The 23,167-nt window shown below is 70.8% G+C and carries 25 protein-coding genes and 1 pseudogene; 15 read left to right on the forward strand and 11 right to left on the reverse strand.

Annotation, left to right across the window (positions count from 1 at the left end; translation table 11 throughout):
- The first annotated feature begins 194 nt into the window (after positions 1 to 194).
- Complete coding sequence (locus STRAU_RS32880; RefSeq protein WP_037663467.1) at positions 195 to 623, forward strand: hypothetical protein; 429 nt, start codon at positions 195 to 197, stop codon at positions 621 to 623.
- A 106-nt stretch (positions 624 to 729) separates the two neighbouring features.
- Here STRAU_RS32880 and STRAU_RS32885 read toward each other — a convergent pair whose 3' ends face one another.
- Together STRAU_RS32885 and STRAU_RS32890 are read right to left on the reverse strand one after the other, a co-directional pair.
- Positions 730 to 1,584, reverse strand: a complete 855-nt coding sequence (locus tag STRAU_RS32885) for a GNAT family N-acetyltransferase (RefSeq protein ID WP_016644738.1) — start codon at positions 1,582 to 1,584, stop codon at positions 730 to 732.
- A gap of 134 nt (positions 1,585 to 1,718) precedes the next feature.
- Positions 1,719 to 2,720 (reverse strand): helix-turn-helix transcriptional regulator, encoded by a 1,002-nt coding sequence (locus STRAU_RS32890; RefSeq protein ID WP_016644739.1) that lies wholly within the window; start codon positions 2,718 to 2,720, stop codon positions 1,719 to 1,721.
- Positions 2,721 to 3,195: 475 nt separating this feature from the next.
- Between STRAU_RS32890 and STRAU_RS42630 the strand changes: the two genes are divergently transcribed.
- The 8 genes from STRAU_RS42630 to STRAU_RS32925 all read left to right on the forward strand — a co-directional run bounded on the left by STRAU_RS42630 (position 3,196) and on the right by STRAU_RS32925 (position 10,421).
- A complete protein-coding gene (locus STRAU_RS42630) occupies positions 3,196 to 3,378 on the forward strand; it encodes a hypothetical protein (RefSeq protein WP_016644740.1) in 183 nt (60 codons plus the stop codon).
- A 524-nt stretch (positions 3,379 to 3,902) separates the two neighbouring features.
- Positions 3,903 to 4,277 carry a hypothetical protein gene (locus STRAU_RS32895; protein ID WP_037663468.1) on the forward strand — a complete coding sequence of 125 codons (375 nt, stop codon included), beginning with the start codon at positions 3,903 to 3,905 and terminating at the stop codon, positions 4,275 to 4,277.
- A gap of 168 nt (positions 4,278 to 4,445) precedes the next feature.
- Positions 4,446 to 4,685: a chaplin gene (locus tag STRAU_RS32900; RefSeq protein ID WP_037663470.1), complete on the forward strand. Its 240-nt coding sequence runs from the start codon at positions 4,446 to 4,448 to the stop codon at positions 4,683 to 4,685.
- Positions 4,686 to 4,895: 210 nt separating this feature from the next.
- A complete protein-coding gene (locus STRAU_RS32905; RefSeq protein ID WP_037663471.1) occupies positions 4,896 to 5,666 on the forward strand; it encodes a hypothetical protein in 771 nt (256 codons plus the stop codon).
- Complete coding sequence (locus STRAU_RS32910) at positions 5,654 to 7,807, forward strand: DNA methyltransferase (RefSeq protein ID WP_106968123.1); 2,154 nt, start codon at positions 5,654 to 5,656, stop codon at positions 7,805 to 7,807. Before STRAU_RS32905 ends, STRAU_RS32910 begins: the two co-directional genes overlap by 13 nt.
- Before the next feature lie 162 nt (positions 7,808 to 7,969).
- Positions 7,970 to 8,335: a cupin domain-containing protein gene (locus STRAU_RS32915; RefSeq protein WP_016644745.1), complete on the forward strand. Its 366-nt coding sequence runs from the start codon at positions 7,970 to 7,972 to the stop codon at positions 8,333 to 8,335.
- A 109-nt stretch (positions 8,336 to 8,444) separates the two neighbouring features.
- A complete protein-coding gene (locus STRAU_RS32920; protein ID WP_037663473.1) occupies positions 8,445 to 8,669 on the forward strand; it encodes a hypothetical protein in 225 nt (74 codons plus the stop codon).
- 138 nt (positions 8,670 to 8,807) lie between these two features.
- The gene (locus STRAU_RS32925) at positions 8,808 to 10,421 is read left to right on the forward strand and encodes an AMP-binding protein (protein ID WP_203227496.1); all 1,614 of its coding nucleotides are present in this window, start codon (positions 8,808 to 8,810) and stop codon (positions 10,419 to 10,421) included.
- Here the strand turns inward: STRAU_RS32925 and STRAU_RS44550 are convergent.
- Positions 10,393 to 11,097 (reverse strand): TetR/AcrR family transcriptional regulator, encoded by a 705-nt coding sequence (locus STRAU_RS44550; protein ID WP_016644748.1) that lies wholly within the window; start codon positions 11,095 to 11,097, stop codon positions 10,393 to 10,395. The two genes, STRAU_RS32925 and STRAU_RS44550, sit on opposite strands and share 29 nt — an antisense overlap.
- Positions 11,098 to 11,218: 121 nt before the next feature.
- Here STRAU_RS44550 and STRAU_RS32935 point away from each other — a divergent pair, with 121 nt between their 5' ends.
- Positions 11,219 to 11,995 (forward strand): hypothetical protein, encoded by a 777-nt coding sequence (locus STRAU_RS32935; RefSeq protein ID WP_037663509.1) that lies wholly within the window; start codon positions 11,219 to 11,221, stop codon positions 11,993 to 11,995.
- 186 nt (positions 11,996 to 12,181) lie between these two features.
- A pseudogene (locus tag STRAU_RS32940) lies at positions 12,182 to 13,191 on the forward strand (alpha/beta fold hydrolase).
- Positions 13,192 to 13,208: 17 nt separating this feature from the next.
- Here STRAU_RS32940 and STRAU_RS44150 read toward each other — a convergent pair.
- Together STRAU_RS44150 and STRAU_RS32955 are read right to left on the reverse strand one after the other, a co-directional pair.
- Positions 13,209 to 14,702, reverse strand: coding sequence for a CU044_5270 family protein (locus tag STRAU_RS44150; protein WP_016644751.1), 1,494 nt, complete (start codon positions 14,700 to 14,702; stop codon positions 13,209 to 13,211).
- A gap of 153 nt (positions 14,703 to 14,855) precedes the next feature.
- A complete protein-coding gene (locus tag STRAU_RS32955) occupies positions 14,856 to 16,064 on the reverse strand; it encodes an RICIN domain-containing protein (protein ID WP_016644752.1) in 1,209 nt (402 codons plus the stop codon).
- Positions 16,065 to 16,245: 181 nt separating this feature from the next.
- On the opposite strand from STRAU_RS32955, the gene STRAU_RS32960 reads away from it, so the two are divergent.
- Positions 16,246 to 16,785, forward strand: coding sequence for a DinB family protein (locus STRAU_RS32960; RefSeq protein ID WP_037663476.1), 540 nt, complete (start codon positions 16,246 to 16,248; stop codon positions 16,783 to 16,785).
- A gap of 16 nt (positions 16,786 to 16,801) precedes the next feature.
- Here the strand turns inward: STRAU_RS32960 and STRAU_RS32965 are convergent, their stop codons facing one another.
- Positions 16,802 to 17,038, reverse strand: coding sequence for a hypothetical protein (locus STRAU_RS32965; RefSeq protein ID WP_016644754.1), 237 nt, complete (start codon positions 17,036 to 17,038; stop codon positions 16,802 to 16,804).
- Positions 17,039 to 17,145: 107 nt separating this feature from the next.
- Here STRAU_RS32965 and STRAU_RS32970 point away from each other — a divergent pair, with 107 nt between their 5' ends.
- Together STRAU_RS32970 and STRAU_RS40940 are read left to right on the forward strand one after the other, a co-directional pair.
- Positions 17,146 to 17,973 carry a helix-turn-helix domain-containing protein gene (locus tag STRAU_RS32970; protein WP_016644755.1) on the forward strand — a complete coding sequence of 276 codons (828 nt, stop codon included), beginning with the start codon at positions 17,146 to 17,148 and terminating at the stop codon, positions 17,971 to 17,973.
- The gene (locus STRAU_RS40940; protein ID WP_078621685.1) at positions 17,957 to 18,181 is read left to right on the forward strand and encodes a DUF397 domain-containing protein; all 225 of its coding nucleotides are present in this window, start codon (positions 17,957 to 17,959) and stop codon (positions 18,179 to 18,181) included. The genes STRAU_RS32970 and STRAU_RS40940 overlap by 17 nt, the downstream gene beginning before the upstream one ends.
- On the opposite strand, the gene STRAU_RS32975 is transcribed toward STRAU_RS40940, so the two are convergent.
- From STRAU_RS32975 to STRAU_RS32990, 5 genes are all read right to left on the reverse strand, one after another.
- A complete protein-coding gene (locus STRAU_RS32975) occupies positions 18,166 to 18,810 on the reverse strand; it encodes a LuxR C-terminal-related transcriptional regulator (RefSeq protein WP_016644757.1) in 645 nt (214 codons plus the stop codon). The genes STRAU_RS40940 and STRAU_RS32975 overlap by 16 nt on opposite strands.
- Entirely contained in the window at positions 18,774 to 19,601 is an 828-nt protein-coding gene (locus STRAU_RS32980; protein ID WP_259300047.1) for a sensor histidine kinase, read from the reverse strand. The genes STRAU_RS32975 and STRAU_RS32980 overlap by 37 nt, the downstream gene beginning before the upstream one ends.
- Positions 19,490 to 20,041, reverse strand: coding sequence for a sensor domain-containing protein (locus STRAU_RS44155; protein ID WP_259300048.1), 552 nt, complete (start codon positions 20,039 to 20,041; stop codon positions 19,490 to 19,492). The genes STRAU_RS32980 and STRAU_RS44155 overlap by 112 nt, the downstream gene beginning before the upstream one ends.
- A 132-nt stretch (positions 20,042 to 20,173) precedes the next feature.
- Positions 20,174 to 20,980 (reverse strand): alpha/beta fold hydrolase, encoded by an 807-nt coding sequence (locus STRAU_RS32985; RefSeq protein WP_016644759.1) that lies wholly within the window; start codon positions 20,978 to 20,980, stop codon positions 20,174 to 20,176.
- A gap of 20 nt (positions 20,981 to 21,000) precedes the next feature.
- Positions 21,001 to 21,924, reverse strand: a complete 924-nt coding sequence (locus STRAU_RS32990) for an alpha/beta fold hydrolase (RefSeq protein WP_052029387.1) — start codon at positions 21,922 to 21,924, stop codon at positions 21,001 to 21,003.
- Positions 21,925 to 22,002: 78 nt separating this feature from the next.
- On the opposite strand from STRAU_RS32990, the gene STRAU_RS39380 reads away from it, so the two are divergent.
- The coding region (locus STRAU_RS39380; protein WP_158692184.1) for an AfsR/SARP family transcriptional regulator at positions 22,003 to 23,167 on the forward strand (1,165 nt) is incomplete at its 3' end.

Genomic DNA, 23,167 nt, shown 5'->3' on the forward strand with positions numbered 1-23,167 from the left:
TGTGTGCGAGAACTCGAACAGCTACAGGCGTAGACAGCCGCGGTGCAGGCAATACGTCTGTTTCTGTTCTCGAATGCGGTCAACCGTAAGTGTCCGGGATGCGCACGTCAACGAGCTTGGAGGGGTGTTCAGTCGGGGTGATGACTGCTTAGATGGCAGCGTTTGTGTTTCTCTACGAGAACAGGAGAGGGAACGTGAAGGAGCCGGAGGAAGGCGCCGGAACTCCCTTTGCCGATCTTGTGCGCGAGGCGCTCAGGCCCAAGGGGATGACCTTCCGGAAGTGGGCCGAGGGCGCGGTAGACCCCGAAACCGGGCATGCCCTCTCGCCGTCGACGGTGTGGAAGGTGGCCCAGGGGCAGCCGATCAGGATTGAGCGGAAGGTCGTACGCGCCTTTGCCGCGGGCCTGGGCCTCCCGCTGCGGAAGGTGCAGATCGCTGTCGCCGAGGAATACGTCGGCCTGGTCGCGGACGACCCGCTCAACGCTTCGACTTCAGAGGCCACGGTCGTCGTCGCGCACGTCCCGGGGCTTTCCGCGGAGGACATGCCGAAGGTGGGGGAGCTGCTGAAGCGCTTCGCGTCCGGGGAGGGCCCTGCACCGGACGAGACGCCCCGCGGCTCCTAGTGTCCTGTGCTGGAAGTTCGCTGAAGAGGGCCAGCGAAGATGTGCTCGCTGCGCTGCCCGCTACGGGGCCCTCTGGACTTCTTCGCCGGCTCTCCGGAGCGGCGCACTAGAAGTCGTACACCGCGAAGTCGGCGACCGGGCGGTACCCAATCCGCTGATAGAGGCCGTTGCTGGTGGGGTTGGCCAGGTCCGCGAACAGCAGGACCTCCGCGGCGCCGGCGGCTAGCGCGGTCCGGCTCACCTCGACTGTCGCGGCGCCCGCGTAACCGCGGCCGCGCAGGTGTGCCGGGGTGTAGACGGGAGCGATCCGGATCTGGCCCGCGACCATGGGGGTCCTGCCCGCCATGGAGACGGGTGTGCCGTCGGGGGTTTCCCAGAGCGTGACGCGTTCGTCGGCGATGCGTGTGTCTGCCCATGAGCTGTTGTCCGCAGAGGGGGTTCCCCCGATGTCGGTGACGAACTCGCGGTGCCAGAGCATGAGTTGCTCGCGGTCCTCCTCGTCCGCGATGCGCCCCCGGCCCTCAGGGAACGGCTCCGGTGGCGTGAGCGTGCCCAGGCGGTACAGACGCTTCCGCTCGTGCAGCGTCGGTATCGCGCCCGTGTGTCGCTGCCAAGCCTCGGCGAAGAAGCTGGCGGTGTCGCGGTCCGCGTTGATGCTGGGAAGGGCGTGGCCGAGGCAGGCTAGGTGGGCGGCGAGGCTGTCGGCCTCTCCGGGGGTGAGGGGAGTGGGTGTCAGGGGGCGGGGCGGGGTACGGAAGAAGGCCGCGCAGACCTCGCCCGCCCGCTCCAGCAGGCCGAAGATGGGGGCGTCGGCACCGTATGCGTCCGCCCCGTGCGTACGCAGTGTCTCGGTCACCGTCAGCGGGACGGTGTGCAGGGCAGGCCGCGAGCACAGGAAGTCTCCGGCGCGAGCGAGGAAGTCGTCGAGGTGTTCGGTGAGGTGCCAGTCATCCGGACTCATGTCTCATGATCCCGCGAGCTGTCAGCGTGCGCCCGTGGATTTCCGCTGGGACAGGCGCGAACACATCTGCCCTCAAAGGGGCTTCGCCGCCGACACCCCGCTGGACTTCTTCAACGCGCTGGCGGCGCAGGACACTAGTCGTCGAGCTCGCGCTCGGCGCTCGCGGCCGACGACCCCCACCAGGCCATGAGCTGATACACCGTCTTCAACTCCAGCCGCGTGCACAGGCGTCGCAAGTGCGTGTTCACGGTCTTGGTGCTGTAGCCGAGAAGCTTGGCGACCTGCTGCTGATCCTGCCCGCTGTGCAGCTCGCGCAGGATCGTGCGCTGAATCGGCGTCGTCACGGTGTCGCCCTCGCCACCATCGGCGTACCACTCCTCCGCGCGCGTCCATTCCAAGTCGAACGCATCCGCGATGAAGGCGCTGATAGCCGGTGACCGGAAGACGTACGCGCCATCGGCAGGGGGCCGGCCCTCGGCGTGATCGCCCACAACAGCCCAGCGCCGGTCAATGACCACGCACCGCTGAAACATCGCACTGCGGGTCCGGTACTGACCGCCGACTGGAGACATCACGTCGACCCGCTGCCGCACAGCCGGATTGCTGCGTGCGCTCACGTGGTACAGCGTCCGCATCGCCACGCCGCGCCGCAACGCGTCGGCGTCGCGGAACATCGACTTCTCCAGCACCTTGCGCGGGCGCTCGCCCGGCTGCGCGGCCAGGATCTCGGTGGTAGCCGCGTCCGCAGCCGTGGCTATCGCCTCGTTGACGGCGTCCACGCCATCAAGCCACTGCACGACCGCATCGCCCTGCGGCGCCTCGCGAGGGTTCATCGATCGCAGATCGGCCACCAGCGCCGGAATCTCGGCGAGGCGGGCAACCGACTGCTCAAGCACGTCACTTTCGGTCGCGAGCAGGCGCCGCGCGATACGCCCCGTGGGCACCGGAAGGTAGCGGCCGTCTTGCAGCGGCTCGCGGATGACCAGACCCAGGCCGAGCAGGCGGTCGAGCTCGGGAGTCCGCTCGTGCACGAACTCGCCGCCGGCGATGCGCCGGTACAGCTCCCGTTCGCTCTCCGAAAGCGTGAGGGAGTCGTGAAAGGCACGTGCTACCGATGTGGTGACCGGGTTGTCCATCTTTGAGCCTTCGCGTTCTTGAACTTCCGCGTTTTACCTCGCGGTTCACTTGAATGTTGACCCATCGAACATGGAGCGTAACCCTTCGTAGACGCATATGCCGCACGATTGTTCGATCGGCACAGTCAAGTCAAGGGGGTACCCCAGCATGGTCCGCACCCACAGATTCCGTAAGCTCCTCGCGCCCCTCCTGCTCGCCGCTGCACTTGCAACGGGACTCGGCCTCACCACTCACGACCAACCGAGCCACAGCGTCCGTGCCGACACCTCTTGGGGTACTCCCACTGACACCTCTTGGGGCTCGCCCGGTCCCGCGGTAGATCCGGCCGCAAGCGCCACCACCCCCCAGACCGCCGGCGGCGCCCCGCAGGTCAGCGGCGACACCTCGTGGGGCTGAGCGGCCGCCACACAGCATCCAGCACGCCAGGAACGCGCACGCCCCTCCACCGAGGCGCACCGCGCAAGGGGGGCGAACGTGATCAACGTAATTCGAACCCGCCTCGACGACGGCGCACCCGCCGTCGTACGGGCAACCGCTGAAGACCTCACCATCGCGATGGACGACCGGCACATCACCCCCCACGGCGCCGAAGCTCTCGCACTCGCGCTCAATGGCCTTGGCGGCCCTGCCGCACAACAACCCTCCACACAGCGGTAACGGCGCCCTCGGTACTGCCAGTGCAGCCGAAAGGGCCGCGCGGAACGTTCCGCGCGGCCCTTCTGCCGCTCAGGTTGAACGGCTGGCGGTGCGTGCCCAATGCGTGCCCGTACTGCCTCGGATCGGCCGACATGCCTTGGTACACGGTGAACGCCTTGGGTCCTCTGACCTGCACGGACCGTCATGCAGCGTCAGGACCTGAACCCCCGAGTCACCTTCGATCTTGAGCTCGTAATGCGTAGGTCTCGGGTTCGAATCCCGAAGGCGGCTCGGATTAACCCCAGGACTCACTCGCCGTGACCTGGGGTTTTTTCATGCCCGGCCCCATCGAGGGCGGAACGGCCGATCGCCGCCCCTCTGGGCCGATCGCCGGACCCGGTCGCTGTTGTTGCAGGGGCAGACTTCTGCGAAGGCTGCGGTGTGACTAGTCACCGCTGCGGGTGGCAGGGTGCTTGGCTGCGAGGGCGGCTGGGGAGGGTTGGCGTGCACGAGTGCCAGCCACCACGTCTGGGGGATCCACCGACATGTCTCGTCGAGCCGCCGCCCTCGCCATCGTCCTTGCCGCAGGTTTCCTATCGGCCACCCCGGCGTCCGCCGAAGGCACCCGCACCCTGGAACGCGGAGTAGGAGAGGTCTGCTTCCACACCGAACCTGGCTACGCCGGGGCGAGCTGGTGTTACCGCCCGCCGGGCTACGCCGACGTACCGGCGCCGCTGCACAACAATGCCGCCTCCTTCGAGTCGAACGCCGACGTCACTGTTTACGCCCTTGACTGGGTCGGGCCCGGTGATTGCCTCTACCGGACGATCTGGACGGGCGACCGGAGCCCCAACTGGGAGTGGCGCAACAAGCTGGACGCGGTGCAGAGCGTCCGGCCCACCGACTGCAAGCCAGGCTGACCCGTCCGACCGCATCCGGGTAGTCGGCAACTGGGGGAGCCGGCGTGTCCGAGTGCCCGGCAGGGCGTTGATCAGTTCAGGTGCCCGGCGGCGTTGCTCCGTGTGCGTGATGCCAGATGTGGCTCGCCGGGCGCCGTCCTGTCGGGACTCATGCAAGGAGAACGAAAAATGTCCGCAATGAAGAAGACGACGGCGGTGGCGCTGGGCACCGGCGCGCTCGTCATGGGTGCGGCCGGCATTGCCTCCGCCGACTCCGGCGCCCAGGGCGCGGCCCTGAACTCGCCGGGCGTGATCTCGGGCAACACCATTCAGGTCCCGGTTCACATTCCGGTCAACGCCTGCGGCAACACCATCAACATCGTCGGTCTGCTCAACCCGGCCTTCGGCAACACCTGCGTCAACGACTGACCAGGCAAATCCGGCGCTGCTGCCGGTTCGGGGGCCGGCCGAGAACGGTCGCCACCCGAGGCCCTCAGCGGGTTCTGCCGACGCGGGGCCATGCATGGGCGCTTGTTCTGTAGCCTCGGGGCATCGTCGCCGCCCCCGGCGGTCCGGGTGGACCGCCGGGGGCGGCGGTCCTGGTGGACGCTGAGCTATAGAGAGTGACAGAGGGTGGCAGTGAGCGCGGTTGAGCAGGTGTTTCTGGAGTGTGAGCGCGCTCGGGCGGACGGTGACTTGATTCGGCGCGTGTCCGCCAGTGACAAGGAGTATCACTTCCAGAACTGGGTGCAGGATCGTATAGAGGCATGCGGGCTTTCGTACGACGATCCTGGGCGGAACACCTATCCGGACTTCCGGCTCATCCATCACCCCGAGGGGTATGAGGTCAAAGGTCTGGAATTTCCCGGCCGCGAGGCGGACTACGACTCGAACTCCCAGGTGCCCACCGGTGACCACGGCGGGCGTGAGGTCTTCTATGTGTTCGGCCGCTACCCGAAGGCGGAGCGCGGCGTCGACGAGTACCCGGTCGTGGACCTGGTGGTCTGCCACGGCAGTTTCCTCAATGCCGACAGCGAATACGTCCACAAGAACAAGTCGTTCCGTGGCTTCGGCTCGTACGGCGACATCCTGGTCCGCGATCGCAAGATGTACGTCGTGCCGACGCCGTTCGCGCTGGCTTCCGGAACCGCCGGGCTCGCGACCCTGATCGTGCCCGCTGAATTCGAGCCGCAGTCGGACGCCCTTGTCCAGGTGGGGGAGCTCGATCGGACCGAGGTCGACGAGGTCATCGTGTCGTACGAATTCAACCTCCAGACCAATGAGATGGTGACGCACCACGCGCCGAATCCCCATTTCGGCAAGGTGCACAGCTTCCGGGCCTATCGTTCGCGTGGCGCGGGCGACTCCAAGCCGGTTTCCCTCGCGGGAGGTGGGCCGTGGCAGTCGTAGTGCCGCCGCGCACCAGCCTGGAGTCGGACTTTCCGGCGGCGATGCTCAGCGAGGTCGGCACGAAGGAGTCCTGGCGCAAGGAAGTCCACCGCCCGGCCACCAGCACCCACAAGTGGTGGGCGAAGCGCCTCGGCACCGTCTTCCGGGGGATCATTACGTCGGCGGCGACGCCTGAGGGAGCCGACGCCGTGGGGGCCTACGGATCGTCGCTCGATCTGGCGGGAGCCGTTGTGCTCGACCCTTTCTCAGGCTCGGGTGTGACCGGCGTGGAGGCCCTCAAACTCGGGGCCAAGGCCGTCTGTTTCGACATCAACCCGGTGGCGACGCTCGTGCAGCGTCAAGCTGTTCAGCCGTGGGACCTCGGCGCCCTTGAAGCGGCCTACAAAGAGGTCGAGTCGGCATGTCGGGCAGAGGTCGACCGACTCCACCGCACAGAGGACGGGAGGACTGTTCTCTATTACTTCTGGGTCGCGACCGTCGACTGTCCCGAGTGCTCCGAAGCAGTTCGCTTGTTCGGCTCGCCGGTGTTCTCCAAGAACGCGTACCCGAAGCGAGTGCCCAAGGCGCAGATTGTCTGTCCCGATTGTCTCTCGGTCTGGGAGAGCCGGTACGACTTCGTTGCCGAGACATGTCCGAAGGGCCACAGGGTCACGCAGCACGGTGCGGCGCGGGGCCAATGGGCGACATGCGGGAACGGTCACAGCTTCAAGATTCTCGGCGCCCTCGACGGGGCGCGGCCGGGATACGAGATGTACGCCAAGATGGTGGCCAACCCGGACGGGTCGAAAAGCTACGAAGCCATCACCGAATGGGACCGTGGGCTCTACGACGAGTGCGTCGAAGCGCTCGCGGGTCTTCCGCAGTCCGCCGTGCTTCCACGCGGACAGCTCGCTCCCGGCAACAACACCGACCAGGCCCTGAAGTGGAACTTCCGGGAGTGGCGCGACTTCTTCAACGCACGTCAGTTGGTATCTCTGTCGCTGATCGCGACGGCGATCCGTGACCTGACCGGGCCCGCACCGGAACGCGAAGCGCTTTGTGCCCTGTTCTCCGGAACGCTTGAGTTCAACAACCTGTTCACCTCGTTCAAGGGCGAGGGGACGGGTGCCGTCAGGCATATGTTCAGCCACCACATCCTCAAGCCGGAGCGGACTCCGCTGGAGGCGCATCCTTGGGGTACGTCGCAGTCCTCCGGCGCGTTCTCCACCCTCTACAAGAGCCGCCTGCACCGAGCCCACGAGTACAAGACGAAACCTGCCGACCTCATTGACCGGGGCGCGGGGGTCGAGCGGATCTCCGGGGTGTCAAAGCCGGTGGGCGCGAGCATCGCGGACTCGTGGAAGTCCTTCGCCGCGATCCAAGGGCAGGCGGCCTACGTCGCCACCAGGAACTCGGCGGAGACGGACATCCCGGACGGGTCGGTCGACCTGGTCGTCACCGATCCGCCTTACATGGACAACGTCCACTACGCCGAGCTCGCGGACTTCTTCCACGCCTGGCTCCAGAACATGCGGCCGTACACCGGGTACTCCGACGCGGCGACGACCCGTCGATCGGGCGAGGTCCAGCATGCCGACCCGGTGGAGTTCGGGAAGGCGATCGAGGCCGTGTGGACCGAGTCGGCGCGGGTCTTGAAGCCGGGCGGTCTGCTGGCCTTCACGTTCCACCAAGCCCGGATCAGTGGGTGGGTGCAGGTCGTCGAGTCGCTCCGCCGCTCTGGCTGGGCCGTGATGGCCGTCCAACCGGTGAAGGGCGAGATGACGACCAGTGTCGTCAAGGCCGGAGCCCGTGAACCCTCCAATCTCGACAGCGTCGTGGTGTGCCGCCGGGTCGTGGACGGAGCGACGAATCCGCATTCTTCGGTGGAGGAAGCCCTGGCGACCGCCACAAAGGAGCTGACGGACCTGCTGGACGCCCACATCGATGTGGGGGCAGGCGACGTCAGGTCAGTTGTCCGTGGGGCGCTGCTGGCCCACCTCGCTTCCACGGGCGCAGACCTGGATGAGTCAGTGGCCACACTCGTGGACTCTTTGGCGACGGAAAGCATCGAGACGCTGCTCGGGTCCGGTTCGGACAGAGACAGAGACGGAGACGGAGACGGAGACGGAGACAGCGGCAGCGACGGCGACTGCGACAGCTGAGGCTCACCCGAGTGGCGGCGCCAGGTGGACAGGCGGACGATGGAGTGGTGGGGGTCGGCTGTCGCTGGCGTCCGCCGTGGACAGCGAGGCGACGACGACCGGCCCCGAAAGCAGACGACCGGCCCCGAAAGTACGGGCGAGGCCAGAACGGAGGAAGTCGTCATGATCGAGGTCAAGGCTGTCGAAAAGCCGGACGAGCGCCGCGATTTCCCCCGCGGCCACCTCGAAGCCGTCCATCTCACCGGGCTGGACTTCGCCGTGGGCACCTTCGAGCCCGGCTGGCGCTGGTCCGAGTCCGTGGCACCGCTCGCGGGAACCGAGAGCTGCCAGATCCACCACAACGGCTACGTCGTCGAGGGACGGATGCACATCCGCATGGACGACGGCGGCGAGGTCGAAGTCGGGCCGGGCGATGTGTTCGTGTGCCCGCCCGGACACGATGCCTGGGTCGTGGGTGAGGAACCGGTCGTCGTGTACGACTTCGCGGGAGGCATGGCGCAGGAGTACGCGAAGCCGGCGGAGGGTTAGCCGCCCGGCGACGCCCGGCGACGCCCGACGACGCCCGCGATCGCCCGGCGACGGCCCCGCGACGGACTGTCCGGATGCGCGAACGGTCGGGCCGGACGATCCTGGATATATGCCCAGAGGTGCGCCCGTCATCGTGCACCCGCCGCTGCCGGACGGCGGACGGCGGGTGACGGTCCGCGGCGAGCCTGTGGGAATCGCCTACAACCTGCTCGACGTGATCGAGTTCCTGCGCCGCGCGGGCCTGCCCGAGGCGGATACGACGATCGACGATCCGGAACTGATCGACTGGCGCGAGGCCGGCCCGCACCGCTGGGGCCCGGAGCCCCCTCCATGACTGCCACCCGATGGGGCCGGATCCGCCGCGGGTCCCGGTGGGCACGCCGCATTTGGGACCTGGGCCGACGAGCGGGACGGGTCGAACAGCGCTACCGGATTCTGTGTCGAGTGTGGCCGCCTGTGCTTACGATGCGGCATGGACGGAAGTCGGCGGGGCGGGGTGGAGAGCATGGGCACAGCGGCGGGCGCGGGCGCGGAAGTCGGCTTCGGCGTCGTCGCTGACGCGCATCCCGGCCGGCCCGCCCTCGTCGAGCCCGACGGCACCACCACCACATACGGCGAGCTCGCCGCCCGCGTCGATCGGCTCGCGCACGCCCTCGCCGGGCTGGGGCTGCGGCCGGGGGACTGTGTCGCCGCGATGCTGCCCAACAGCCGCGCCTTCTTCGAACTGCGGCTCGCCACCGGGCGGTCGGGGCTGTACTTCACGCCGTTCAGCCACCACTTCACCAGCGCCGAGGCGACGCATGTCGTCGCCGACAGCGAGGCGCGGGTGGTGGTCGTGGACGCGTCGCTGGTGGAGGTGGCGGGGCCCGCGCTGGACGCGGCGGGGGTGCCGGAGGGGCGCCGTGTGGTGTGGGGGTCGGCCGGGCAGGTTCCCGCCGGGTGGCTCGCCTACGAGGACCTCCTCGCCGCCGCCCCCGCGACCCCGCCCCCGCACCCCCGCGCCGGCGGCGTCATGCTCTACACCTCCGGGACCACCGGCCGCCCCAAGGCCGTGCGCCGCGCGCTGCCGGAGGCGCCGCCCGGGCCGAACCCGTACGAGCTGGACTTCATGGCGCGGGTCGGGGTGCGGCCGGGGCCGTACACGCAGCTGTGCGCCGCGCCGCTCTACCACGCCGCGCCCGGCCTGTTCGCGAACATGGCGATGCAGCTCGGGCACACCGTCGTGCTCGCCGAACGGCCCGGCACGGAGGACTGGCTCGACCTGATCCAACGGCACGGCGTCCAGGTGCTGTTCGCGGTGCCGACCGTGCTGCACCGGCTGCTGCGGCTGCCCGCGGAGGTGCGTGCGCGGTACGACGTGTCGAGTCTGCGCGCGGTCGTGCACGGGGCGGCGCCCTGCCCGCCGGACGTGAAGCGGCGGGCGATCGACTGGTTCGGGCCGGTTCTGTACGAGTTCTACGCCGCCACCGAGGGCGGGGTGACCGCCGCGAGCAGCGCGGAGTGGCTGGCGCGGCCCGGCACGGTGGGGCTGCCCCTCGCGGGCGTCGAGGTGCGGATCCTGAGCGACGACGAGGACGGCTCCCCGGGCGGGGCGCCGGTTCCGGCCGGGGAGACGGGCGGGGTGTACTTCCGGCCCGTCGTGCCGTTCACGTACCACAAGGACGCGGAGAAGACCCAACGGTCCATGCGGGGCGGGTACTTCACGGCCGGGGACCACGGTTACGTCGACGAGGACGGGTGGCTGTACCTGCGGGACCGGCGCACCGACCTGATCATTTCCGGGGGCGTGAACGTATACCCGGCCGAGGTCGAGGCCGTGCTGATCGCGCACCCGGACGTCGCCGACGTGGCCGTGGTGGGGATGCCGGACGAGGAGTGGGGGCACCGGGTCGCCGCCGTCGTGCAGCCCGAGCCGGGCGTGCCGGGCGACGACGGGCTCGCCGCGCGCCTCGCCGAGCACTGCCGGGGTGAGCTCGCCGGGTTCAAGGTGCCGCGGGTGATCGAGTTCCGGGAGCGGGTGCCCAGGTCGCAGGCGGGGAAGGTGCTGCGGCGGGAGATCAGGGTCGGCCGCCCGTCCGTTCCGTAAGGCCCAACGCCCGTACAAGATCGGCGAGTTCGTCCCGGTACAGCCTGTCCGGGTCGTCGATCTGCGGGCGCAGCAGGCCGTCGATCTCCAGGGTGACCAGGCCGTGCATGCGGCCCCATACGCGCAGGGAGAGGGCGAGCGTGGCCGGGGTGAGGGCCGGGAAGGCGGCACGGGCCACGGCGGTGAAGGCGGGGTCGAAGTCGGTCCAGGTGTAGGGGCTGCCGGTGTCGGCCACTTGGGCTGTCGCCGCGATCTCCACTATGCCCAGGCACAGTTCGTACTCCGCCTCCGTGCTGTCGGCCGTGTCCGCGCGCGGTGTCTGCCCGCGCCCGCTGAACAGCAGGCGGAACTCCTGCGGATGCGCCAGCGCCCAGGCGCGGTAGGCGAGGCCGTGGGCCAGGGCACGGGCGCCCTGCTCCGCCCGGGGGTGGGACTCGCGGGCCTCGCGGAGGTGGGCGGCGAGGTCCCGGTACGCGTCGGCGGCGAGCGCGGCCAGCAGGGCCTCGCGGGTGTCGAAGTAGCTGTAGAACGTGCCGGGCGCCATGCCCATGTCGCGGGCGATGCCCCGCAGGGCCACGGCTTCCGCGCCCTCCTCCACCAGGTGCTTCAGGGCGGTCGCCTTGATCTCGGCGGTGGTCTGGGCGCGGTGGCGTTCGCGGCGGCTGGCTGCAGGCATGCACCCATGGTACGGCGGGCAAAGATTGAACAGTGTTTGGAAATTGATCGGTGTTCGAGTTACGGTCCTGGAGCGCCCGGATCGAGCCGGGTGCGCGCAGACATCAGGAGGTGTGGCGGACATGGCCACGTACGCGTACGGAACCGGGCCGATCAAGGGCTACGACATCGGCCCGATAGCCATGGAGGCCGCGTTCACGTCGGACTTCCCGCTGGCGGCGGGGGTCGGGGTGCAGGAGATCGTGGACAAGCAGGAGGTGGAGCGGCGGGTGATGGACGTACGGCCCGGTATGTACGCGAAGTACATGCCGAGCCGGATCGACGCGGGTCCCTCCGGGACGCATTTCACCGGGGGGCGGTACCTGTTCGAGACGTGGGAGGACGTGCTCGACTACGAGCGGTTCACCAGTGAGGAGCTGGAGTTCGAGCCGGGGGTGAAGTTCTGGAGCCGGCCGTTCTTCCTGAACGTGGAGCGGTTCGTCTGGCGGGTCGCCGGGGCGCACAACTTCCTGCCCCTGGAGGAGCATCACGTCAGCCGGTTCGAGCGGTTCCGGTACTCGGGCGCTGGCGCTGACCTGGCGGTTCGGGGGGCGTGGGCGTCCCTGCGGGACGAGGCCGCGGCGCGGGGGCTGGGGGCGGTGTGGCTGTTGCACCAGCCGGAGCAGCAGTTGATCGGCATCCACTCCGTGGCGTCCAGGGACGCGGTGTCCGCGTTGGACGCGGAGGTGTCCCTTGGGTCGCTGCTGCCCGGATCCCTTGCCGTGGAGCGGTACTTCGCGCGGACGAGCCGGGTCTTGTCGTTGTGGTTGCCGCGGTCGCGGGTGGCGGGTGGGGTGCCGTCGGCCTACCCGATGTCGCCGCCGTTGCCGCTGCCGAGTGTGCCTTCGCGGGCGGTCTAGCGGGGAATTCCCTGCGGGCCGGTGGGGGCTGGGCGCGCCCACGCGGCGGAGCCGCACATGGATACCGCCCCGCGCCCCTTGCGGGGCGCCCAACTTGCCGGAACAGCAAAGTTCTCTGCGTTCCGGGTCGCCCCCGTACAGACTCGTGACGGAACCGCCGTCCCGTACACCAGAGGAGTCACGATCATGGCCGCACCGCTGGATGACGTGAAGCACATGCTGCTGGAGCTGCCCCAGAGCCCCGGTGTGCGGATTCACGCCGTCGAGCAGGGGAGTGGGCCCCTCGTGCTGTTGGTGCACGGGTTCCCCGAGACCTGGTACTCGTGGCGGCGGCAGCTTCCCGCGCTGGCGGAGGCCGGGTACCGGGCGGTGGCCATCGACGTAGGGCGGTGGCCATCGACGTACGCGGGTACGGGCGTTCGTCCAAGCCGCGGGAGGCCGAGGCGTACGGGATGCTCGCGCACGTCGCCGACAACGTCGGGGTCGTGCGGGCGCTCGGTGAGGAGAGCGCCGTCGTCGTGGGGCACGACTGGGGCTCGCCGATCGCGGCGAACTCGGCGCTCCTGCGCCCCGACGTCTTCCGGGCCGCCGCGCTGATGAGCGTGCCGTACGCGCCGCGCGGCGGCCCCCGCCCCACCGACGCCTTCGCCGCCATCCCCGGCGACGAGGAGTTCTACGTCAGCTACTTCCAGGAGCCGGGGCGGGCCGAGCGGGAGATGGAGCCGGATGTGCGGGGCTGGCTCGCGGGCTTCTACGCGGCGTACTCCGGCGACACCATGGCGGAGGCGGGCGCGCCCACGCCGGCCTTCGTGCCCAAGGGCGCCCGGATGTCCGACCGGTTCCCGTCCGGGGCGGCGCTGCCCGCGTGGCTCTCGGAGGGCGAACTCGACGCCTACGCGGCCGAGTTCGAGCGGGGCGGCATGACCGGGCCGCTCAACCGGTACCGCAACATGGACCGCGACTGGGCGGACCTCGCGGCGTGGGACGGCGCCCCGCTCGCGCAGCCGTCGCTGTTCGTCGCGGGCGAGCTCGACCCGTCCCTGCAGTGGCTGTCCGGCGCCCTCGACGCCTACCCCGTCACCCTCCCCGGCCTCGTCTCCTCGCACATCCTCAAGGGCTGTGGGCACTGGGTGCAGCAGGAGCGGGCCGAGGAGGTCAACGGCATCCTCGCCGACTGGCTGGGGAGGCTTGACTGACCGGTCGGCGGGCGTGCTCAGCCGATCTTGTCCGCCGGGCCCACCTCCTGCCAGGTGTAACGGTCGGCCGGGAGGTCCTGGCCGCGGATCTTGTGGGTGGACTCAAGGACGAGGCCGGTCTTCGGGTCGAGGGAGTAGCGGTCCTTCGACCAGAGCGTCACATCCTCGCCGGGCCCGGTCGTGAACCAGTCCTTCTGCGTGATCTCGACCGCGACGCCCGGACGGCCCTTGCTGTCCTCGACCTTTCCGACCAGCTTGATGCCGGGGGTGTCCGCGAGGACCTCGAAGAGCGCGGAGCGCAGTTCGGGGCTCGCGGGCGCGTCCTCCAGCATGATCACCAGCTGCCGGAACCGGCTGTGGGCGTCCTTCGGGAACCGCTCGGCCAGCGCCTTCGCGTCCGTGGGCAGCTTGTCGAGCTCCGGCCAGGTCAGCCACCGCTCGCCCACGGGCCACTTCTTGACCTTGCCCTCCTCGCCCGCCGGCGGCTCGTGGACGGTGCCGTCCTCGTCCACCGTCCAGACGCGGCCCGCCCGGTCGAAGTAGGTGGTGGTCCTCTTCTCCCCGTCGTCCTGGTTGACGGTCTCCACGCGGACCTTCCAGTACTTGGCGTCCGCCGCCGGGGCGCCCTCCGCGACCGCCGCCATGTCGTTCAGGAACTCCGCCGCCGACGCCGTGGCGGCCTGCTCGCCGCCCACGTCGACGACCGGGTACGCCACCGCGCCGACGGCGATCGCCGCCACCGCGGCCGCCGCGACCAGAAACCTGCGGCGGCGGCGCGGGGCGCGGACACGCAGCGGCGCCACCACCGCCGTCTCGCGTTCGGCCGCGCGGGCCACCGCGGCCTTCGCCGCCGCCACCGCCTCGGGCGCGGGCAGGGGCACGTCGCCCGCCGTGATCAGCTCCCCGACGCCGGGGAAGTCGAGAAGGTCGTCACGCTCGTCGGTACGTCCGTTCATGTTCATGACCGGTCTCCTGCCAGGTCGAGGGGTGCGCTGGAGCGCAGCCGGGTGCGGGCGCGGTGCAGCCGGGAGCGGGCCGTCCCCGCGGGGATGCCGACCACCGCGGCGGCCTCGGTGGGCGTCAGCTGTTCCCCAGGCGACGAGCAGCAGCAACTCCCGCTCGTCATGAGGGAGTTCGGCAAGCAGGGCGCGCAGTCGCGGGGCCACCGCCGCCGCGTCGAGGCGCGCGTCCACCGCCTCCCACGGGTCGTCGCCGCCGTCGCCGGGCAGCCCCGGCCGCTGCCGTGCCGTACGCCGCCAGTGCGCCGACAGCACGTTCCGCGCCACGCCGAACAGCCAGGCCCGCACGGGGCCGCGCGCCGGGTCGAAGCCGCGCCGCGCCGTGTACGCCTGCAGCCAGAGCTCGGCCAGCAGATCGTCGGCGGCGCCCGGCGCCCGGCGCGCGAAGTAGCCGTGCAGCGCGGCCGAATGGCGCACCACGAGCGGCTCGAAGGCCGCGGTGTCCCGCGCGGTGCGGGACAGCAGCTCCTCGTCGTCCAGGTCCGTCGTCATGGGACCTCCGTATCCGGACCGCCGGTCGGCGGTCTCACCCCCTGCTTGTCGGGAGCGGTCACCCGCGTTCGCGGCGGCCCGGACCGGCCCGGCAGAACCGGCAGAACCGGCAGAACCGGCAGTACCAGTAGAACCGGCAGAACCGGAAGCTTCCTACATCCACACCCCCGTGAGGAACGGGTACGCGTCCGTCAGCTTCGTCGGGCCCTGCACCAGTTTGCCCTCGCTCACGATCACGAACTCCTCGCCCTTGACGAGGAAGAAGTGCATGTCGTCGTCGAAGGGCGCGGAGGCCGCGGTGTCGAGGCCGGCCAGGAAGTCGTCCGGCGCGTGCTCCAGGGCGAACTCGCCGAAGTAGCCGAAGTCGTCGGTGAGCAGCACGGCCGTCCGGTCGAGGAACACCGCCACCCGCTCGTCCTTCGTGTCGGCGGTGGTGGCCGCCATGATCCGCTGGTCCTTGACGGGGCCCAGGTCGATCCGGGAGCCCGCCCGGTGCGCCGCGCGCTCCGAGAACTCCCAGAGCTGACCGCCCTCCATGACGGCGGTGTGCGTGCAACTGCTGCCCTTGCGGGCGTTCATGACGTCCTCGGCGGCGCCGGGGAACCGGTCGGGCAGCTGCGCGAACTGCTCGCTGATCTTCTTCGGGCCCGCCTCGATCCCGCGCCGCGGCGAGAAGCGGATGAACTCGTCCCCCCGGAAGCCGTCGAAGCGGAGGTAGGGGGCCCTCGGGTCCGGCACGGTCTTGGCCATCGTCTCGAAGACGCCGCCGCCCGCGTCGAGGATCCCCTTCACCGCCGACGCCAGGACGTTGGCGGGCCCGCTGAACGTGCCCGGGCTGACGACCCGGGCCGTCAGCGCGTCGAACGCCTTCGTCTCGCCGCGGGCGGGCACGGCTTCGACGCGCCACGTCTGCGTGCCCCGGTCCTCGCCCCGCTTCGGCTCCGCCTGCTCCAACTCCGCGTTCGCGTCGTGGCGTTCACCCCGCACCGCGAGGTTCTTGCCGCTGGAGTTGACCCAGACGTAGACGTCCTCGGCGATCTGCTCCGGCTTCCACAGCTGGGACACCAGCAGGTCGTCCCGCGACTCCGGCGGGCACTGCTGCACCGCCGCGCCCGCGCGGCCCCGGCCGGTCATGATGTCCATGCGCAGCGTGCTGTGCGCGTTCTGCAGCGTCCACGCGCCCTCGCGTGCGCTGTGCGGCTTCAGGTGCCAGAACTGGCGGTGCCGCTCCGGCCCTTCCGGGTGCAGTTCCCCCAGTACGACCTTCGCGCCCTGCTTGGCGCCTCCTCCCGGCTGCACCCCCGCGTACAGTCCGCTCGCCTCGTTCTTGATCAGGTAGATGCCCTCGGACAGTGCTGCCACGGTCAACCTCCTGGAACGACGGGTCGGGCACGCACCCGCGGTGCGCAGCGGTCAGCCTAGAAGCGAGGGCCGTGATCCCGATACGGCCCGATTTCGGCCGTTATTAACCCCTCAACTACGGGATGACGGCAGGGCGGATATTGAGTTCCCCGGAGCGGTGGCGCTGTGCCAGGGTCGGCCGGTGAATGTTTCCCGACGCGTGCTGCTGCGGCGGCAGTTCGAGCTGACCTGGGCGCTGTTCGAGTACCACTTGGAGCGCCTCTCGTACGAGGACTTCCTGTGGGAGCCCGCCGCCCACACCTGGACGCTGCGGCGGCCCGCCCCCGCCGACGGCGGGGCCTGGGCCCCGGACTGGGCCGACACCGAGCCCGACCCCGTCCCCGTGCCCACGATCGCCTGGCTGAGCTGGCACATCGGCTGGTGGTGGGGCGTCACCCTCGACCACGCCCAGGGGCGCCCGCCGCGCGACCGCGCCGACGTCGCCTGGCCCGGCCCCGGCGAGCCCGCCGTCGCCCGGCTGCGCGCCCTCCACGACGAGTGGCTGACCGTCCTCGACGGCCTCACCGACGCCGGCCTCGACGCCCCGGCCCCCTTCCCCTGGCCCGCCGGCGCCGACGGCCCGCGCTACGCCGTCGCCGACATGGCCGCCTGGGTGAACGCCGAGCTCATGAAGAACGCCGCCGAGATCGGGCAGCTGCGGATGTTGCGCGCCGCCGCGTAGCCGGTTCCCGGCGGGGTCACGCCGTCAGCCAGTCGCCCCCGTAGCGCTCCGCCTTGCGGCGCAGCCACGTCTTCATCTCGCTCTCCTCCAGCGGGGTCGCGGGCCTCAGGTCGCCCACCCTGATCGTCGCCACGAAGTGCGTGAACCGTACGCGGCGGAACTCGCCGTGGGCGGACAGCACCTTGCCCGGGCCGTAGATGTCCGTCGTCGCGTGCGCCACGTATGCGCCCTGCTGGTGGGGGGTGTCCATCATGCTGCCTCTCGCTGTGTGTGTTGTTCCGATCACACAGTGCGGTCGGCGAGGTTAGGCTCGCCAGGAGGCGGGGCTTGACAACTGGGCCGGCACGGTAGGGAGTTGCGATGGCCATCGAGGACAACCCGGAATCCCGGCTGCGGTACGGGGAGGAACTGCGTTCCCGCAGGGAGGCGGCTGGGTTCACCCAGGAGGAGCTGAGTGCGCGGGCGATTATGTCCCGTACGCATATCGCCCACATTGAGGCGGGGCGGCGGCGGCCCAACTTGGAGGACGCGCGGCGTCTGGACGACGTCTTGCAGGCGGGCGGGGTTCTTGTGCGGTTCCTCCCGTCCCGGGGGGAGGGGCGGGTCGCGGAACACTTCGCGGAGGCGCTGGAGTTGGAGCGCCGGGCGACCCTGATTCGTACGTACGCTCCGAAGCTCGTCCCCGGACTTCTTCAGACGAAGGCGTATGCACACGAGGTCTTCCGCTTGGGGTTTCCTCCGCGGACCGAGGAGGAGCGTGACGCGCTGCTTGTCACGCGGCTGGCGCGAGCCAAGGTCTTCGACGACTTCAAGTCGCCGGTGGCGTGGTACCTGTTGGATGAGGCCGTGCTCCGCAGGCCGGTCGGGGGCCCCGCGGTGATGTGCGCGCAGTTGCGTCACATCGCGGACCTGGGGGAGCGCGGACGTATCCGGGTGCATGTGCTGCCGTTCGCGGTGGGCCCGCACGCGCTGGTGGAGGGCTTTGTCTCCCTGATGTGGTTCAACGACCTGCCGCCGGTCGCGTACGTGGAAGGGCTGAACACCGGCAGGGTGCTGGAGGATCCGGCCGTGGTGCGCGACTGCCAGGCCATCTACGAGCATGCGTTGGGCGACGCGTTGTCGCACCATGAGTCGCTGGCGCTGATCAAGTCTGTGGCGGACGATTACGAGCATGCAGAGCAATCGTGAGCGACGGAACAGTATCCCGGATGCTTCGGCCCTGGGGGCGTGGCGCAAATCCAGCTACAGCGGCGCTGACAGCGGTTCGTGCCTCGAAGTCAACGATTCCCACCGCGAGGTGGGCGTCCCCGTCCGGGACAGCAAGAACCCCAACGGCCCCGCCGTACTCTTCGGCGCCCCCGCCTGGCAAGCGTTCCTCGACTACCTGTCCAGGTAGGCCAGTACAGCCAGCACCCGGCGGTTCGCGGACTCCGACGGGGGCAGCGCCAGCTTCATGAAGATGTTGCTGACGTGCTTGGCCACGGCCTTCTCCGTCACGAACAGCGCCTCCGCGATGCCCGCGTTGGAGAGGCCCTGGGCCAAGCACTCCAGGACCTCGCGCTCGCGCGGCGTGAGGGAGGCGAGCGGCTCGTCGCGGGACTTGCCGGTGACGAGCTTGGACACCACCTCGGGGTCCATCGCCGTGCCGCCGCCCGCGACCCGCTCGATCGTCGCAATGAACTCCGCGCCGTTCGAGACGCGTTCCTTCAGTACGTAGCCGACGCCCTCGGAGCCCGTGGCCAGCAACTCGTGGGCGTACAAAGGCTCGACGTACTGGGAGAGGAGCAGGACGGGCAGCCCGGGCACCCGCGTCCGGGCGGCGACCGCCGCGCGCAGGCCCTCGTCGCTGAACGTCGGCGGGAGCCGGACGTCGACCACGGCCACGTCGGGGCGCAGGGAGAGGAGCGCCTCCTCAAGCAGGGGGCCGCTGTCGACGGCCGCCAGGACCTCGTGGCCGAAGGCCGTGAGGAGCCGGGTGACGCCGTCCCTCAGGAGGAAGTGGTCTTCGGCGAGGACAACTCGCACGGCAGCTCCATCGTCAGCAGGGTCGGGCCGCCCGGCGGGCTGTTCACGGCGAGGACACCGTCGAAGTGGGCGAGCCGCCGCTCCACCCCGCGCAGACCGGTCCCCGCGGACACGTCCGCGCCGCCCCGGCCGTCGTCGGCCACGGACCCCCGCAGCGCCCCCGCCTCGTACCGCAGGTCGATCCAGCAGCGCTCGGCCTCCGCGTGCTTGGCCGCGTTGGTGAGGAGCTCCGACACGGCGAAGTACATCGCCGACTCGGCGGGCGGTTCGGGGCGGGCCGGGAGGTCGATGACGACCTCGGTCTTGAGCGGGCTGATCATCGCCAGGGAGCGTACGGCATCGCCGAGTCCGCGGTCCGCGAGGACCGGCGGGTGGATGCCCTTGACCAGGTCGCGGAGTTCCTTGAGCGCGGCGGTGGAGGACTGGCGGGCCTCGACCAGGAGCTCGCGGACGGCGTCCGGGTTGCTCTCCAGGAGATGCTCGGCGGCGTTCAGGGTCATGCCCATCGCCACCAGGCGGGCCTGCGCGCCGTCGTGCAGGTCCCGCTCGATGCGGCGGATCTCCGACAGCTGCGTGTCCACGGCGTCGGTGCGGGTGCTTTTCAGGTGCTCCACGCGGGCGGCCAGGAGTTCGGCCTCGCTCGGCGCGAGCAGCGTACGGAGGTAGCGGGCGTGGGCGTTCAGGGCGCGCGGGGCCGCCCAGAACACCGAGAGGGGCAGGCACAGCGCGCCCACGACACCCGCCAGCGTCGCCGTCGCCGGGTCGCCGACCGGGATGAACAGGAACCACACGCTGTCCCACTCGGTCGACAGCTCCGTGCCGACCGCCGCAGCCCCCACAGCCCGGTCAGGAGCAGCACCAGCGGGCCCGCGGCGATCGTGCCGCCCGCGAACGCGTCCACGTGCACCCAGCGCCAGTCCCGGTGCACCTGGTTGCCCTTGTCGAGCAGCTGGGCGCGCAACGCCTTGGCCTGCCCGGCGCCCGTCGGGGGCAACTCCGCGTACACGGCGGGGATGTCGACGCCCGTCCACGCGGCGGCGTGCGCGCGCTGTCGGTCCGCCAGTGCGCGGACCTGGCGTACTGTGCCCGGCAGCAGTTTCAGGCCCACGGGGCCGCGCAGCATCGACGAGACCGTCATCAGCCACAGGGACAGCCAGAACGCGCGGTGCGAGTCGGCCCACAGGGCCAGGGTGCGGCGGAATGCTTGGGTGGCCTTTCGGGTGCGGTTCATGTACGCATTATCGAAAGCGGGGTGGCCGGTAGGCAGTGGTAGAAACTCCCCTCTTCGGGGGTGAGCGCGTCATCTGCGGGCCCGGTGGGGGCTGGGCGCGCAGTTCCCCGCGCCCCTTCGGGGCGCGCCCCCTTAGGGGATGCGGGCCAGCCAGGCGCTTACCGCCGCGTTGAACTCCTCCGGGCGTTCCAGGTTCGGTAGGTGTGCCGCGCGCTCGATCACGGACAGGGTGGAGTCCGGCAGTGCCGCGTGCATTGCCTCTGCGTCCGCTACGGGCGTGTATGTGTCGTCGCGGCCCACGATCACCAGGGACGGGACCGTGACCTTCGGCAACACCGGGCGGTAGTCGGGGCGTTCGGCTCGGGCGCGGAGTGCTGCCGCTGCGCCCTGCGGCTGGGCCGCGAGCATCATGCGGTGTACGTGCGCGGCGGCCTCCGGGTTGTAGGGGGCCGCCATCTTGTGCAGCACCTCGTCCGCGTACCCCTTCATGCCCTCCGCCATGAGCCGGTCGGCCGTCTCGCGGCGGAACGCCTTCCCGGCCTCCGTGTCGACCGCCGGTGACGTGTCGGCCAGCAGCAGCCCCGCGATCCGGTCCGGGAAGCGGGCGTACGCGTCCATCACGATCTGCCCGCCCATGGACACGCCGCCCAGCGCGCAGCGCTCGATCTTCAAGTGGTCCAGGAGCGCCTCCAGGTCCCGGGCGAAGTCCCCGAAGTCCGCGACCTGCGGGGCGGATCGCGCGGTCGACTCGCCGTAGCCGCGCAGGTCGAAGGTGATCACCCGGTGCGCCCCGGCGAACGCGGCGACCTGCGGGTCCCAGAGCGAGCGGTCGAAGGGGTGGCCGTGGACCAGGACCAGGGGGAGGTCAAGGGTGTTGTCGGGGCCGGGGTGGTCGTCGTAGGAGAGGTGGACTCCGTTGCTGAGGCGCGCAGTTGGCATGAGGCCAGGCTAAGCGGCGGTCAGCGTTTCAGTAGCTCCCGCAGTGCCGCCGTGACCTCGTCCGGTGCCTCCTCCGCCATGAAGTGGCCGCACGACACCGTGCGGTGCGTGAGGTCCGGGGCCCAGCGCCGCCACAGCTCCTCCGCGTCGAAGCCGAGCGCCGCGCCCCAGTCCTGCTGGAGGACCGTGACCGGCATCCGCAGGGCGTTGCCCGCCAGCCGGTCCTCCGTGTCGTGCTCGACGTCCGCGAACGCCGACGCGCGGTAGTCCGCGACGATGGACGGGACCGCCTCGCGGCACGCCCGCAGGTACGCGGCCCGCACATCGGCGGGCATGACCTCCGGCGACCGGGACCACAGGTCGAGGAAGTGGCCGAAGAACGCGTCCGGGTCCGCCGAGATCATCCGCTCCGGGAGGCCGGGCGGCTGCGCCATCAGATAGAGGTGGAAGCCGACCGCCGCCGTCGTGCCGCGCAGGACGTCCCACATGTCCAGCGTCGGCAGGACGTCCAGGGACGCCAGGTGGGTGACGGCTTCCGGATGGTCCAGGCCCGCGCGGATCGCGACCAGCGCGCCCCGGTCGTGGCCCGCGAGCGCGAACCGCTCGTGCCCGAGGGCGCGGGCCAGGGCCACCACGTCGGCGGCCATCGTCCGCTTGGCGTACGTCTGCCCGTCCGCCGTCTCCGCCGGCTTGCCGCTCGCCCCGTATCCGCGCAGGTCCGGGCAGATCACGTGGTGGTCGGCGGCGAGGTCCGCGGCCACGTGGCGCCACATGAGGTGGGTCTGCGGGAAGCCGTGCAGGAGCACGACGGGGGTGGCGGACGGGTCGCCCCCGACGGCGGCGTTCAGGTGGACGCCACCGTCGGCGACGGGGAGGTGGTGGTAGGTGAAGCCCTCGATGCTGGGTTCGTCGTGGGAGCCGGTCAGGGGTTCGTTCGATGTCATGGGTTCAGCGTGCGGGCTGCGGATCAGCAATGGATCAGTGGCGGGGTCCGTGCAGGTGAGGGGAGGTACGTTGAGGCCGTGCGTTCCGTGACGTTTCAGGTGCTCGGGCCCCTCGCCGCGTACGACGCCGACGGGCGGCCCCTGGACCTGAAGGGGCCCCGGCACCGGGCCGTCCTCGCCCGGCTCATCGTCGCCCGCCGCCGCACCGTCCCGGTGCCCCGGCTCGTCGACGACCTCTGGGAGGACCCGCCGCCCACGGCCGTCGGCACGATCCGGACGTTCGTCGGCGACCTGCGCAAGGCCCTGGAGCCGGAACGGCCGCGGCGGGCGCCCGCGCGGCTCCTGGTGACATCTGGGCCGGGGTACGCGCTGCTCGCGGAGGGCGGGGCGGTGGACGCGTGGCGGTTCGAGGCGGTGGTGGGGGCGGTCGGCGGGGCCGACAGGGCTTCCGGGGCCGACCTGGCGCTGCTCGATGACGCGCTCGCGTCGTGGCGGGGGCCCGCCTACGCCGAGTGGGCCGACCAGGACTGGGCGCGGGCGGAGGCCGCGCGCCTCGACGAGCTGCGGCTGCTCGCCGTGGAGCGCCGGGCCGAGGCGGCGCTCGCGCTCGGCCGCGCGGCGGAGGCCGTCCTCGACCTGGAGCCCCACGTCGACCGGCATCCCTGGCGGGAGGACGCGTGGGGGCTGCTCGCGGTCGCCCTCTACCGGGCGGGCAGGCAGGGCGACGCGCTTGGCGCGCTGCGCCGGGCCCGGGAGCGGCTGGCCGGGGAGCTGGGGGTGGAGCCGGGGGAGCGGCTGCGACGGCTGGAGGGGGAGATTCTGGCTCAGGGGGTGGGGTTGGGAGGTCCGGGGGGTGGTGGTGCGGTGGTCCTTGAGGGGGCTGAGGATCGGGTCGAGGTGGCCGGGGCGGGTGCCTTGGCGGGGGCGTCCGCCGGGGGTGTTGTCCCTGTGGGGCGCGGGCGTGAACTGGTCGGGCGGGAGCGGGAGTCGGCCGAGCTGGACGCGGCGGCGCGGGCCGCCGTGCGGGACGGGAGGCTCACCCTCGCGCTGGTCTCCGGTGAGGCGGGGGTGGGTAAGACGGCGCTCGTTCGGGAGCTGACGGGGCGGCTTGAGGCGGAGGGGTGGGTGGTGGCGTGGGGGAGGGCGCCTGAGCGGGGCGGGGTGCCGGTGGGGTGGCCTTGGGTTGAGGTGTTGGGGGGACTTGGGGTGGTGGGGGGTGCGGCGCCGTCCGGGGTCACGGGTG

This window comes from Streptomyces aurantiacus JA 4570 (genome assembly GCF_000414115.1).
GTDB classification, from domain to species: domain Bacteria; phylum Actinomycetota; class Actinomycetes; order Streptomycetales; family Streptomycetaceae; genus Streptomyces; species Streptomyces aurantiacus_A.

What these genes read in the sequence shown, in the direction of transcription:
- STRAU_RS32915 (WP_016644745.1), top strand. Translation starts at nt 7,970, where the DNA reads ATGATCGAGGTCAAGGCTGTCGAAAAGCCGGACGAGCGCCGCGATTTC.
- STRAU_RS32900 (WP_037663470.1), top strand. Translation starts at nt 4,446, where the DNA reads ATGTCCGCAATGAAGAAGACGACGGCGGTGGCGCTGGGCACCGGCGCG.
- STRAU_RS32985 (WP_016644759.1), bottom strand. Translation starts at nt 20,980, where the DNA reads ATGCCAACTGCGCGCCTCAGCAACGGAGTCCACCTCTCCTACGACGAC.
- STRAU_RS44155 (WP_259300048.1), bottom strand. Translation starts at nt 20,041, where the DNA reads ATGAACCGCACCCGAAAGGCCACCCAAGCATTCCGCCGCACCCTGGCC.
- STRAU_RS32885 (WP_016644738.1), bottom strand. Translation starts at nt 1,584, where the DNA reads ATGAGTCCGGATGACTGGCACCTCACCGAACACCTCGACGACTTCCTC.
- STRAU_RS32965 (WP_016644754.1), bottom strand. Translation starts at nt 17,038, where the DNA reads ATGATGGACACCCCCCACCAGCAGGGCGCATACGTGGCGCACGCGACG.
- STRAU_RS32990 (WP_052029387.1), bottom strand. Translation starts at nt 21,924, where the DNA reads ATGACATCGAACGAACCCCTGACCGGCTCCCACGACGAACCCAGCATC.
- STRAU_RS32925 (WP_203227496.1), top strand. Translation starts at nt 8,808, where the DNA reads ATGGACGGAAGTCGGCGGGGCGGGGTGGAGAGCATGGGCACAGCGGCG.
- STRAU_RS44550 (WP_016644748.1), bottom strand. Translation starts at nt 11,097, where the DNA reads ATGCCTGCAGCCAGCCGCCGCGAACGCCACCGCGCCCAGACCACCGCC.
- STRAU_RS32935 (WP_037663509.1), top strand. Translation starts at nt 11,219, where the DNA reads ATGGCCACGTACGCGTACGGAACCGGGCCGATCAAGGGCTACGACATC.
- STRAU_RS32890 (WP_016644739.1), bottom strand. Translation starts at nt 2,720, where the DNA reads ATGGACAACCCGGTCACCACATCGGTAGCACGTGCCTTTCACGACTCC.
- STRAU_RS40940 (WP_078621685.1), top strand. Translation starts at nt 17,957, where the DNA reads ATGCAGAGCAATCGTGAGCGACGGAACAGTATCCCGGATGCTTCGGCC.
- STRAU_RS32895 (WP_037663468.1), top strand. Translation starts at nt 3,903, where the DNA reads ATGTCTCGTCGAGCCGCCGCCCTCGCCATCGTCCTTGCCGCAGGTTTC.
- STRAU_RS32970 (WP_016644755.1), top strand. Translation starts at nt 17,146, where the DNA reads ATGGCCATCGAGGACAACCCGGAATCCCGGCTGCGGTACGGGGAGGAA.
- STRAU_RS32920 (WP_037663473.1), top strand. Translation starts at nt 8,445, where the DNA reads ATGCCCAGAGGTGCGCCCGTCATCGTGCACCCGCCGCTGCCGGACGGC.
- STRAU_RS44150 (WP_016644751.1), bottom strand. Translation starts at nt 14,702, where the DNA reads ATGACGACGGACCTGGACGACGAGGAGCTGCTGTCCCGCACCGCGCGG.